Genomic DNA, 12,588 nt, shown 5'->3' with positions numbered 1-12,588 from the left:
CGACCGCCGACCGCCGACCGCCCGACCGGCAGCGGCCCAAGCTCGACGGCGGGACTACGGACGAGGTCGCTGAGAACGAGCCGGGCGGGCAGGCCGGGTTCGGTCAGCGCTGGATGGACTTGGTCTCCAGGAACTCCTCCAGACCGAAACGGCCGAACTCGCGGCCGTTGCCGGACTGCTTGTAGCCGCCGAACGGGGCCAGCGGGTTCCAGTGCCCGGCGTTCACGTCGACCTGGCCCACGCGCAGCCGCCGCGCCACGGCCAGGGCATGCTCCGGCTCACCGAAGACGCCGCTGGTCAGGCCGTACAGGGTGCCGTTGGCGATGGCCACGGCCTCGTCCTCGTCGGCGTACGGGATGATCGTCAGTACCGGCCCGAAGATCTCCTCCTGGGCGATCGCGGAGGACGGGTCGACGTCGGCGAAGATCGTCGGCTGGACGTAGGCGCCGTTGGGCAGGCCCTCCGGCCGGTCCGGCCCGCCGAACACCAGCCGGGCGCCGTCGGTGCTGCCCCGCTCGATGTACCCGACGACCTTCTGCCGGTGGGCCTCGGAGGCCATCGGACCGACCCGGGTGGCCTCGTCCTTCGGGTCGCCGACGGTGAACTGCCTCGCCGCCTCGACGGCCAACGCCACGACCTCGTCCTGGCGCGAGGCGGGCACCAGCATCCGCGGCCACGCCCCGCACACCTGACCGCCGTTGGCGAACGCCATCATCACGCCGGTGGTGACCGCCGTCGGCAGGTCGGCGTCGTCGAGGATGATGTTCGCGCCCTTGCCGCCCAACTCCAGCGCGACCCGCTTGACGGTCGCCGCGGCCACCGCGGAGATCCGCTGCCCGGCCCGGGTGGAGCCGGTGAAGGAGATCATGTCGATGTCCGGGTGGGCGGAGATCGCCTCGCCGACGACCGCGCCGGTGCCGTAGACGATGTTGAACACACCGGCCGGTACGCCCGCCTCGGCGGCCGCGTCGGCGAGGAGCCGCGCGGTCAGCGGGGCGTTCTCGGACGGCTTGAAGACCATCGTGTTGCCGGCAAGCAGCGCCGGGGCCAGCTTGGAGACGATCTGCTGCAACGGGAAGTTCCACGGTGTGATCGCACCGACCACACCGATCGGCTCACGGACGATCAGCGAGTTGCCGACCTCCTCGGTCCACGCGAAGTCGTCGGCCAGGCCGGCAACCGACTCGACCACTGCGGCCGGGAAACCGACCTGGGCGGTCCGGGACATCCCGATCGGAGAGCCCATCTCGGCGGTGATCGCCTGGGCGATCTCCTCGGACCGGGCGGCGAGGCCCGCGCCGAGGCGGCGCAGTACGTCGGCCCGGTGCTGCGGCGTGGTAGCCGCCCAGGCCGGGAATGCCGCCCGGGCGGCGGCGACGGCACGGTCGACGTCCCCGGCGGTGCCGGCCGGGGTCTCGGCGACGACCTCGCCGGTGGCGGGGTTCACGACGGGAAGGGTGCCGGCAGAGCCGGCGACGGTCTCGCCACCGATCCAGTGACCGGTGACGGCGTAGGTGGAAGGTGTCATGGACCGACCGTCGCACCGGCCCGGACCCCCAACCAGGTGCGCCTTATCCAGGGTTTCGCGGTCCCTGGCTGGGGCCCGGCGGGGTCAGAGGGCGAGCACGATCCGGCCGGCGGCGGTGCCGGCGTCCTGCCGGGTCCAGGCGTCCGCGACCGAGTCGAACGGCACGACCTCGTGGTCGACGGTGAGCCGCCCCGCCGCCGCGTGCCCGGCGACCACGCCCAGCGACGCCGCCCGTTGCGCGGTCGACAACCCGTTGTTGGTGTAGCCGACCAGGCGCAGGGAGCCGCCGCGCAGCACGGCGGACTCGATCGGCGCGGTGGCCCCCGCCGCGCTGCCCAGGTTGACCAGCCGGCCGCCGGGGCGCAGCACCCGCAGGGCCGCCGCCGCCGGGACGCCGAAGACCGGGTCGAGGACGAGGTCGACCGGCCCGTCGGCGACCTCACGGAGTCGGTCGGCCATCGACGCGACGTCGTCGTCGGGCAGCAGCGGGATGGCGACCGCCGCGCCGAGTTCCTCCGCGCGGGCCCGTGCCGCGGCCGAGCGGGCCACGGCGATGACCCGGCGGGCGCCGCCGAGCAGGGCGAGTTGGACGGCGGCCTGGCCGACCACACCCCCGGCCCCGAGCACGACGACCTGTTCGCCGGCCGTCAGGCCGCCGCCGTGGGTCAGCGCCGCGTGGGCGGCGACCGCGGAGAGGCCGAGGGCCGCGAGCAGGGTCAGCGGTACGCCGGAGGGCAGCGCCACCACGTCGACGGAGGGCACCGCGACCGTGGTCGCCATGCTGCCGTCGACGCCGGACCGCATTCCGGCCGCCGTGCCGAACCAGACGGCCGAGCCGTCGGCGAGCCGGCCGACACCCTGCACACCCGGCACGTACGGGGTGGTCGGCGTGCCGAAGTAGCTGGTGCCGCTGGCGCAGAGCAGGTCCAGCGGGGTGATCGGCACCGCCTCGACGGTGACCGCCACCTCGTCGTCGGCCGGCAGGGGCGCCGGCCGTTCGGTGATCGTCGGCGGCGTGCCGCAGGCGTTGATCAGCGCCGCGCGGATCACGTCGCGATGTCCGGGTACGGCATCGGAAAGTGCGCCAGCCGTGCGCCGAAGGACTTCTGGTACTCCAGGGGCTCGGTGTTGTCCCGCTCGAAGAGGGCGATGAAGAGGGTGAGGGTGAGGAAGGGGTGTGCCCCCAACTCGAACAGTCTCACGTGGTCGTGGGTGGCCAACGCCTCCCGCTCCACGTCGTCGAAGCGCAACCAGGTGCTGGCCTCGCCGGTGTGGCAGTTCAGCACGGTGTTGGCGCACTCGGCCTCCCACCAGGCGACCAGCTCGCGCGGCTCGCTGCGGTAGCGCTCGACCAGCTCCGGGTCCCGGTCGACCATGAAGAGGAACTTGTTCAGCAGGTACTTGCTCATGCCGCCGGCGCTCCGTTCGGGTACCAGGTGAAGTAGGCCTCCATGGTGTGGAACAGATCGAGGGTGTCGACGTAGTCGGCCTTCGCCCCGGCCCCGGCCACACCCATCATGAGCATGAAGTCCATGAAGCCGTGGGTGGCGTTGCCCGGTGAGTGCAGGCTGTCCAGCGTGACCTCCCGCAGGCAGCCGTCCAGGTCACCGTTGGCGATCCACTCGACGGCCCGCTGGTCGAACTCCGGGTCCGGGCCGTGCGGGCCGAACTGCCGGGGGCCGCCCAGCTCCAACGACAGGTGACCGGTGCCGATGACGGCCACCCGCAGGTGCGAGGGCCACGACTCGACGATCTCCCGGATGGCCTCGCCGAGCTGCACGAAGCGCTTCGGCTGCGGCAGCGGCGGCGCGAAGATGTTCGTGTAGATCGGCACGATCGGCAGGTCGGCCTCGGGCCGCAGCGTGATGATCGGGCAGGTGATGCTGTGGTCGATGCGCAGCTCGTTGCTGAACGCGAGGTCGAAACCGGAGTCGAGCCCGGCCCGCAGGATGTGCCCGGACAGGTCCTCCTGCCCCTTGAGCAGCATCCGGGGCAGCCCGAACTCGCGTTCCTCGTTGTACCAGTTGGCGTCGTACGAGGGTGCCTTGCCGACCAGGAACTGCGGCATGTTGTCCAGCCAGAGCTGGTGGAAGTGGTCGGAGCCGACCATCACCAGCACATCGGGCCGGGCCCGGGTCAACGTCTCCCGGAAAGCCAGGATCTTGCTGGTCCACTCGTCGGCGAACGGCGGCCGATCCTCACCGGTGGCCGTGCTGGCCCGATAGTAGAAGGGGTGGTGGGTGGAGGCGATGACCGCGACGACGGTGGCCATTGGGCTCCTTTCGCTGGCAGCGGAGGGGATCAGGGCTCGTAGACGGCGTTGCGGTCTACGGCGCGGTAGATGTCCATGCCGAGTGGGCGACGCCGCTCCTCGGCGAGGTGCCCGAGCAGCCCCGCCGCGCGGGCCAACAGGGCGAAACCGCGCAGCATCTCGACGGGGAGCCCCAGGTCGGCGAGCGCCGCGCCGCAGACCCCGGCGCCGTTGAGCGGCAGGGTCCGGCCGAGCACCTGCGGGTGCACCCGCCCGATCGCCTCGAACAGCCGCAGGTGTGGGCCGTGCAGACCCTCCTCGGTGGCGATCCGGATCAGTACGGGCGTGCGCGGGTCCTGTTCCTTGTGCACCGGATGCCCGAGCCCGGGGACCAGCCGGCGCTCCTGCTTGGCCCGGGTGACCGCGTCGAGCGCCAGCGCGTCGTAGTCGGTCACCTCGCCGGCCCCCGCGAGGGTGTCGGCGAGGAAGCGTCCACAGTCCTCGGTGACGCCGAGGAAGCGGGAGCCGCCCCCGAGCAGGCCGGCGGCGAGGGCGCCCTGCAACGACTCTGGCGCCGACAGGTAGGTCAGCCGGGCCGCGATAGCCGTCGGGGTGAAGCCGTGGTCGGCGAGCGCCACCAGCACCGCCTCGAAGACCCGTACCTCACCCCGGGTGGGCCGGCGGCGGGCGACCAGCCAGTACGCCAGCTCGCCGAAGCCGACCTCGCCCATCAGGTCGCCGGCCAGGTCCTGCCCGAGCAGGGAGATGGTGGTCGGGTCGGACGTGCCGATCCCGGTCGGAAAGCTCAACTCTTCAGCCACGCGCGGATCTCCTCGCCGTGTTCGTCGAGCCCAGGCGGCGGCAGCTCGTAGCGCGCCGGGGTGTCGGAGAAGGTGATGGGGTTGCGGACGCCGGGCACGTCACCGACGGCCACGACCGGGTCGAGCCCCAACTCCTCGGCGAGTGCCACGCCGCCGTCGATGGTGTTGATCGGTGCACAGGGGACCCCCGCGGCAAGCAGGTCCCGGAACCACTCGTCCTTGGTCCGCTGGGCGAGTCGTTGCACGAGCAGCGGCCGCAGCTCCTCGCGGTTGGCGGTGCGGTCCTGGTTGCGCCCGAAGCGCGGGTCGTCGGGCAGGCCGGGCAGGTCGAGCACCTGGCAGAGTTTGCGGAACTGCCCGTCGTTGCCGGCGATGACGATCAGCTCGCCGTCGGCGGTGGGCAGCGGCTCGTACGGGAAGAGGCTGGGGTGCGCGTTGCCCATCCGGAACGGGACGGTGCCGCCGGCGACGTAGCCGCTGGAGTGGTTGACCAGACCGGACAGCGCCGAGCTGAGCAGGTTGACCTCGACGTGTTGACCCCGCCCGGTCTCGCCACGGTGGCGCAGCGCGGCGAGGATGCCGATGTTCGCGTGCAGCCCGGCCATCACGTCGAAGACGGAGATCCCGGCCCGGTACGGCGAGCCGTCCGGGTCGCCGGTGAGGCTCATCAGGCCCGAGATCGCCTGCACCATCAGGTCGTAGCCGGGGAAGTCCCGACCCGCGCCGGTGCCGAAACCGCTGATGCTCGCGTACACGATCCTGTCGTTGCTCGCGGCGACGCTGTCGTAGTCGAGGCCGAACCGGGCGAGGCCGCCGGGCCGGAAGTTCTCGATCATCACGTCGGCGCGGCGGGCCAGCTCCTGCGCGGCGGCCAGGTCGGCGGGCTCCTTGAGGTCCAGGGCGACCGACCGCTTGTTGCGGTTGATGCCGAGGTAGTAGGTCGAGACGCCGTCACGGGTGGGCGGCATCCAGGTGCGGGTGTCGTCGCCACCGGGACTCTCCACTTTGATCACCTGTGCGCCCAGGTCGGCCAGGAGCATCGTCGCGTACGGCCCGGCGAGGATCCGGGAGAAGTCCGCGACGAGCAGGCCGGACAGTGGCCCCGTCGATTGCTGCACCATGTTTCCGCCCGTTCTGCGGACACCTGTCCGCCCGCACAGCTTGCGACACCGCACGGTGCCTGTCAACGGTGTGTTGATCGCGCGGAAACATGCTCTTGACGCGTCTCGTGACCGGGAGCACACTTGCGCCACTCGGGCTGGCCGCACAGCGGACAAGAGTCCGGGCTCCCCTCGTACCCCGGAAAGGAATGGGTGGCGATGAGCGCAACCGACCGGCCGGTGGTCTTCCGAAACGGCCTGGTTCTCACCATGGACGACGCCCACACGGTGCTGCCCGGCGCCGACGTGCTGGTCGTCGGCGACCGGATCGCGGAGGTCGGCGTCGGCCTCACCGCGCCCGACGACGCCCTGGAGATCGACGCCACCGACGGCATCCTCATGCCGGGCATGGTCGACACCCACCGGCACCTGTGGCAGACCGCCATGCGCGGGTACGGCGCCGACTGGACCCTGACCCAGTACTTCGTCTGGTACTACCTCGAATCCGGCAAGCTGTTCCGCCCCGAGGACGTCTACGCCGGCAACCTGCTCGGTGCGATCGAGGCGATCGACGCTGGTGTCACCACCACCGTCGACTGGTCACACGGGCTCCAGACTCCCGAGCACGCCGACGCGGCCGTGGACGCCCTGGAGGCGGTCGACGGGCGGTTCGTGCTCGCCTACGGCAACATCCAGCAGGGGCCGTGGCAGTGGGCCACCTCGCCGGAGTTCCGCGACTTCCACCGCCGCCGCATCGACGGCGGCAAGCTGGCCGGCTTCCAGATGGCGTTCGACGTCACCGGCGACCCGGCCTTCCCGGAGCGGGCAGCCTTCGAGGTGGCCCGCGAGTTGGGCGCGGCGGTGACCACGCACGCCGGCGTCTGGGGCGCCACCAACGACGACGGCATCCGACTGATGCACGAGAACGGTTTCATGACCCCGTCGACGGTCTACGTGCACGCGGCGACGCTCACCCACGACTCGTACAACCGGATCGCCGCGACCGGCGGCTCCGTCTCCGTCTCCACCGAGAGCGAGCAGAGCGCCGGCCAGGGCTACCCGCCCACCTGGCAGTTGCGCCACCACGACATCCCGGTGTCGCTGTCGATGGACACCAGCGTGTGGTGGAGCGGTGACCTCTTCTCGGCGATGCGCAGCACGCTCGGCGCGGACCGCTCCCGCGAGCACCTGGAGGCGCACGCCAAACAGGAGACCATCACCCACTGTCACCTGCGCGCCGAGCAGGTCGTCGAGTGGGCCACCCGGGGCGGCGCCCGCGCGCTCGGCATGGACTCCACCATCGGTGCCCTCACCGCCGGCCGGCAGGCCGACGTGGTGCTGATCAAGAACGACGCCTCGCCGGTGATGTTCCCGATCCTGAACCCGCACGGTCACGTCGTCTTCCAGGCCCAGCGCGGCGACGTGCACACCGTGCTGGTCGGTGGGCGGGTCGTCAAGCGCGACGGTCGCCTCGTCGGCGTCGACCTCGCCGCCGCGCGGGCCGCGGTGGCGTCGACCATCGACCACCTCCGCGAGACGATGGGGGAGGAGGCGTGGCAGCGGGGCATGAACCCGGACGTCCCGGAGACCGCGATCCTGGAGAACCCCTACCAGTACACCGAGTGGGACGCCGGCTCGGCGCAATGGAAGCATTAGGTCATGAGTGACAACGGAAGGGGCGCCGGGCCCGACTTCATCGAGGCTCTCGCCCGTGGCCTCGACGTCCTGCGCTCCTTCCGTCCGGCCTGCCCGTCGATGACGCTCAGCGAGATCGCCGCCGCCACCGGCCTCGCCCGGCCCACCGTCCGACGCATCCTCATCACGCTCGAATCGCTGGGCTACGTCCGCGCGGTCGGCCGTGGCCACACCCTCACCCCGCGCGTCCTGGAACTGGGGATGGCGTACGTCAACGCGCTGAACATGTGGGACGTGGCCCGCCCGCACATGGAGAAGCTGGTCGCGCAGACCAACGAGTCGACCTCGATGGCCCAGCTGGACGGCAGCGACATCGTCTACGTCGCCCGGGTGGCCGTCCCGAAGATCGTGACGCTCGGCGTCACCATCGGCACCCGCTTCCCGGCCCCGGCGACCTCGATGGGCAAGGTGCTGCTCGCGGCGCTGCCACCGGAGACCCTGACCGCCGTGCTCGCCGAGCCGACCCGCTCCGGCATCACGCCACGCTGGCAGCCCTCACCCGGCGACCTCGACGCCGTGCTGCGGGAGGTGCGGGCGAAGGGCTGGGCCCTCGCCGACCAGGACCTGGCCCCGGGAATCCGGTCCGTCGCCACCGGCGTACGCGACGGCGACGGGCGTGTCGTCGCCGCCATCAACGTGACCGTGCACGCGGCCGAGACCTCGCTGGAGACCCTGCGGGAAGAGCATCTGCCGAGGCTGCTGCGCGCCGCCGCCGACATCGGGCACGACTGGGCGCTGACCGCCGCCGTGCCGGTGGTCACCGTCTAGGTGTGCTGTCCTCCCGACCGTGAGGTCCGCGATCGTTTGGGGCGGCGCCGACACCCGACCGGATGCCATAGTGCCGCGATGAAGGCAGACCTGCGCAGTTACCTGAAGGGCGGCCGCGACACGCTGCTGTGGAAGCTCGACGGGCTCGGCGAGTACGACATTCGGCGTCCGTTGACCCCGACCGCGACCAACCTGCTCGGCCTGGTGAAGCACGCGGCGGCCATGGAGATCCTCTACTTCGGCGTCGTGTTCGGCCGACCGTTCGACCAGGAGCTGCCGTATGTCGGCGACGGGGCGGAGACGAACGCCGACATGTGGGCGAGCGCGGATGAGACCCGCGAGGAGATCGTCGACCTGTACCGGCGCGCGATCGCCCACGCCGACGCCACCATCGATGCCCTCGCGCTGGACGAGGTAGGCCGCGTGCCGTGGTGGGGTGACGCACCGGTCACGCTGCACCACGTCCTGGTCCACGTCATCGCGGAAACCCAACGGCACGCCGGCCACGCCGACATCGTGCGCGAACTCATCGACGGCGCCGCCGGGCTGCTGCCCGGGCACGACAACCTGCCCTCTGTGGACGAGTCGTGGTGGCTGGACCACCGCCAGCGAGTGGAGCAGGCTGCCCTCGACGCCAGCATTGGCGACAACTAGGTCTCTGCCGGGCATGGCAGCCCGTCGTTGGCCCGCGACCAGGGTCACGGGTGGCGTCTCCCATGGGTCGGCGACGGCATGACGGGGCCTGCGGTGGATCGATCATGATGACTGACAGTGTCGTACGCCTGTTCTAGGCTCGGGTCATGGTCGAGGAGTTGTCGCAGGCAGAGGATGCCATCGCTGCCTGCGCCGACACGGCCACCTGGGCGCAGCCCGAGGGCGAGCTGATCGCCGCGCTTGACACCGCGCACCGCATCGAGCAGCGTCTCGCCGCGGTGAAGCTGGCCCTGATCCGTGAGCTCGACGGCCGACGCACCGCCACCACGCAGGGTGCCTCCTCCACCGCGGTCTGGCTTCGCGAACGGTTGCGTCTCACCATCCCGGCCGCCCGCCGCCTCGTCGACCTCGCCGCCGTCCTGGACGCCGGCAACCCTGGCGTACGCCACGCACTGGCAGATGGTCACATCACCGTGGACCAGGCCCGGGTCATCGCCGACACGGTCGACAGCGTGCAGACCGCCGCGGGTCCCGAGGCAGCTGACAAATCCCTCGGAGTGCTCGTCGAGTGGGCCGGGCAGTTCGACCCCACCCTGTTGCGCAAACTCAGCACCCGCATCCTCGACCACGTCGCACCCGACATCGCCGACGCCGCCGCCAAAGCCGCCCTGGACGACGAAGCCCGCCGCGCCACCCGCGACCGCCACGTCACCCTCTCCACCCTCACCGACGGCCGCCTGCGACTCACCGGCATCCTCGACACCGCGACCGCCGGGCTGCTCCGCGCGGCCATCGACCCACTCAGCGCACCCTCGGGGCCTGACGACCAGCGCTCTCCCGGCCAACGCCGACACGACGCTCTCAGCGACGTGTGCCGCCTCGCCCTGCGTACCGGAGAGTTGCCCGAGCACGGTGGTGATCCCGCCCAGATCGTCGTCACCACCAGCTACGACGGGCTGACCCGGCAACTGGGCAGCGGTGTCCTCGACACCGGCCTGCACCTCACCCCCGAAGCCGTGCGCCGCCTCGCCTGCGATGCCGCCATCCTTCCCGCCGTCCTCAGCGGAGCCGGCCAACCACTTGACCTCGGCCGGCAACGTCGACTCATCACCGGCGCCCTCCGGCGAGCTCTGGTGCTACGGGACCGGGGCTGCGCCTTTCCGGGCTGCGACCGACCACCGCGCTGGTGCGAGGCCCACCACATCCACCACTGGGCCGACGGCGGCGACACCAGCCTCACCAACGCCGTCCTGCTCTGCGGCCACCATCACCGGCACCTGCACCACAGCGACTGGGCCGTGCGCCTGGCAGGCGACGGCCACCCTGAATTCGTGCCACCGGCCTGGCTCGACCCCGAACAGGTCCCCCGCCGCAACCACTACCACCCACGAACGTGAGCAGCACGAACACCCGGTCAGCAGGCCGATCGAGTGACCAGCGCAGCACGCCCTGATTTCAGGCGGCCACCGATGCAAACAAGGCGCGCGACCAGGGCCCGACTTACGCTCAGCGATCGTGGCGGTGCGAGGCGCGCGACCAGGGCCCGACTTACGCTCAGCGGTCGTGGCGGTGCGCGGCGCGCGGCCAGGGTCGGCTGCCATCACTCACGCTCAGCGGTGCGCGGCGCGCGGCCAGGGTCGGCTGCCATCACTCACGCTCAGTTGTCGTGGCGGTGGGAGGGGCGCGACCAGGGTCGGCTGCTCTCGTTGACGCTCAGTTGTCGTGGCGGTGGGAGACGCGCGACCAGGACCCGGCACACAGGTCGGTCGCGGTCTCGTACCCAATTGCTCTGTTCGCGCTGGGGATCAGCGCGATTGTCGTTCCGACCTCGCCGCTGTGCCGCTGGTGGACGCGCCGACCGTCACGATGGGGACCGCGTGGTCGCCGCGCAGCCGATCCCTGGCCCTAGTCGCGCTGACCCGGACCGCGACCCGTCCCTGGTTCGCGGTTTCTGCCGGTTGATCGCCACCCCGACGTCCGGCCACAGTCGCACGGCCGTTCGGATGCAGGGCCGCGCGGTCACGAAATCAGGCGGCCAATCGTCACATCCTCCAGTTAGTCTTCCTGCGCGCGTCGCTGCCCTGGCACGTCGCGCCCCGCGCCCGGTAGGCGCGGCATCGCCGCCACCGCCCACCATTGGCCGGCTCAATCGACTTCAGGAGCGTTCGTGACACAGCAATCCATCGCGACAGCGGACAAACTCGACGCCGCGGTGCTCAAGGTGGCGGGCGTCGTCGTCCTCGGCGCGATCATGTCGATCCTCGACGTGACGGTGGTCAGCGTGGCGCTGCCCACCTTCCAGAGCGAGTTCGACGCGACGTACGCCCGCGTCGCGTGGACGATGACCGCGTACACCCTTGCCCTGGCCACCGTGATCCCGCTCAGCGGCTGGGCGGCCGACCGGTTCGGCACCAAACGCCTCTACATGGTGGCGCTGGCCCTGTTCACCATCGGGTCGGGGCTCTGCGCCACTGCCGACACGATCGGCGAGCTGATCGGCTACCGCGTGCTTCAGGGCCTCGGCGGCGGCATGCTCATGCCGCTGGGCATGACCATCATGACCCGCGCGGCAGGGCCGCACCGGATCGGCCGGCTGATGGCCGTCCTCGGCATCCCGATGCTGCTCGGGCCGATCGGCGGCCCGATCCTCGGCGGCTGGTTGATCGACACCGCGAGCTGGCACTGGATCTTCCTGATCAACCTGCCGATCGGTGTCGTCGGGCTGATCTACGCGCAGATGGCGCTGCCGAAGGACGCCCCCGAGCCGTCCGAGTCGTTCGACTTCGTCGGTATGCTGATGCTCTCGCCGGGCCTGGCCCTCTTCCTCTATGGCGTCTCGTCGTTGCCGGAGGTGGGCACCTTCGCGGAGGCCAAGGTGTGGGCCCCGATGCTCGTCGGCGGCGCGCTGGTGGTGGCGTTCGTGCTCTATTCGTTCAAGCCTCGGCACCCGCTGCTCGACCTGCGGCTGTTCCGCAACCGCAGCCTGACCATCGCGTCGCTGACGCTGTTCGTGTTCATCATCGCGTTCATGGGCGCCGGCCTGCTGTTCCCGAGCTACTTCCTCCAGGTGCGCGGCGAGACGACGCTGGCCGCCGGTCTGCTGATGGCCCCGCAGGGCATCGGCGCGATGATCACCATGCCGATCGCCGGCACGTTGGCCGACCGGGTGCCGATCGGGCGCACCGTGCCGTTCGCGCTGGCGCTCATCGTCGCCGGGTTCTTCGGCTTCACCCAGGTCGACCCGCAGACCTCGTACTGGCTGCTCGGCGGGTCGCTGTTCGTGATGGGTCTGGGCATGGGCGGCACGATGATGCCGATCATGACGTCGGCGTTGCGGACGTTGCAGGCTCAGGAGGTGGCACGCGGCTCCACGCTGGTCAACATCCTCCAGCAGATCGGCGGATCGGTCGGCGCCGCCGTGATGTCGGTGATCCTCACCAACGAGCTGAACGGTTCGCGGACGATCCCCGGCCTGGTGGACGAGAGCGGCAAGCCGGTCACCGAGGCCGGGCTGGCCATCGCCTCCCAGCAGCGGCCGGAGCTGCTCCAGCAGATGCCGGTGGACCCGTCGATCATCCAACGTGGGCTCGACTTCGCCGCCTCGTCGTTCGCCAACACGTTCTGGGTAGCGTTCGCCCTGGTCCTGCTCACGTTCATCCCGGCGGCCCTGCTGCCGCGCCGACGTCAGCCGGCGCAGCTCGACGAATCGCAGGGCGAGCCGGTCAAGACGCCCGTCGTCATCCACTGACCACACCGCCCGCCGCGCTCACC

Annotated in this window: 11 protein-coding genes; 5 read left to right on the top strand and 6 right to left on the bottom strand. The window is 71.1% G+C overall.

The annotated features are described in order from the left end of the window. Positions 1-103 precede the first annotated feature (103 nt). From LADH09A_RS05925 to LADH09A_RS05900, 6 genes are all read right to left on the bottom strand, one after another. Entirely contained in the window at positions 104-1,528 is a 1,425-nt protein-coding gene (locus tag LADH09A_RS05925) for an aldehyde dehydrogenase family protein (protein WP_238643731.1), read from the bottom strand. An 84-nt stretch (positions 1,529-1,612) separates the two neighbouring features. After that, the gene (locus LADH09A_RS05920) at positions 1,613-2,578 is read right to left on the bottom strand and encodes a quinone oxidoreductase family protein (protein WP_238643730.1); all 966 of its coding nucleotides are present in this window, start codon (positions 2,576-2,578) and stop codon (positions 1,613-1,615) included. Next, positions 2,575-2,937: a hypothetical protein gene (locus tag LADH09A_RS05915; protein ID WP_238643728.1), complete on the bottom strand. Its 363-nt coding sequence runs from the start codon at positions 2,935-2,937 to the stop codon at positions 2,575-2,577. Before LADH09A_RS05915 ends, LADH09A_RS05920 begins: the two co-directional genes overlap by 4 nt. Next, complete coding sequence (locus LADH09A_RS05910) at positions 2,934-3,800, bottom strand: DODA-type extradiol aromatic ring-opening family dioxygenase (RefSeq protein ID WP_238643726.1); 867 nt, start codon at positions 3,798-3,800, stop codon at positions 2,934-2,936. Before LADH09A_RS05910 ends, LADH09A_RS05915 begins: the two co-directional genes overlap by 4 nt. Positions 3,801-3,829: 29 nt before the next feature. Next, on the bottom strand, positions 3,830-4,600 hold the full coding sequence (locus LADH09A_RS05905; protein WP_238643724.1) for a citryl-CoA lyase: 771 nt from the start codon (positions 4,598-4,600) through the stop codon (positions 3,830-3,832). Then, complete coding sequence (locus LADH09A_RS05900) at positions 4,585-5,721, bottom strand: CaiB/BaiF CoA transferase family protein (RefSeq protein ID WP_238643722.1); 1,137 nt, start codon at positions 5,719-5,721, stop codon at positions 4,585-4,587. Before LADH09A_RS05900 ends, LADH09A_RS05905 begins: the two co-directional genes overlap by 16 nt. Positions 5,722-5,919: 198 nt before the next feature. Here LADH09A_RS05900 and LADH09A_RS05895 point away from each other — a divergent pair, with 198 nt between their 5' ends. The 5 genes from LADH09A_RS05895 to LADH09A_RS05875 all read left to right on the top strand — a co-directional run bounded on the left by LADH09A_RS05895 (position 5,920) and on the right by LADH09A_RS05875 (position 12,565). Next, positions 5,920-7,356, top strand: a complete 1,437-nt coding sequence (locus LADH09A_RS05895) for an amidohydrolase family protein (protein ID WP_238643720.1) — start codon at positions 5,920-5,922, stop codon at positions 7,354-7,356. 3 nt (positions 7,357-7,359) lie between these two features. Further along, entirely contained in the window at positions 7,360-8,163 is an 804-nt protein-coding gene (locus LADH09A_RS05890) for an IclR family transcriptional regulator domain-containing protein (protein WP_238643719.1), read from the top strand. 78 nt (positions 8,164-8,241) lie between these two features. Continuing rightward, a complete protein-coding gene (locus LADH09A_RS05885) occupies positions 8,242-8,817 on the top strand; it encodes a DinB family protein (RefSeq protein WP_238643717.1) in 576 nt (191 codons plus the stop codon). A gap of 146 nt (positions 8,818-8,963) precedes the next feature. Beyond that, on the top strand, positions 8,964-10,214 hold the full coding sequence (locus LADH09A_RS05880) for an HNH endonuclease signature motif containing protein (protein WP_238643715.1): 1,251 nt from the start codon (positions 8,964-8,966) through the stop codon (positions 10,212-10,214). A gap of 770 nt (positions 10,215-10,984) precedes the next feature. After that, complete coding sequence (locus tag LADH09A_RS05875; RefSeq protein WP_238643713.1) at positions 10,985-12,565, top strand: DHA2 family efflux MFS transporter permease subunit; 1,581 nt, start codon at positions 10,985-10,987, stop codon at positions 12,563-12,565. The last annotated feature ends 23 nt before the right edge of the window (positions 12,566-12,588 follow it).

It is taken from the genome of Micromonospora cabrerizensis (assembly GCF_022230955.1).
In the GTDB taxonomy this organism is placed as follows: Bacteria; Actinomycetota; Actinomycetes; order Mycobacteriales; family Micromonosporaceae; genus Micromonospora; species Micromonospora cabrerizensis.
Note: the sequence above shows the minus strand (reverse complement) of the source record. Positions and strands in the feature narration are given on the sequence as shown.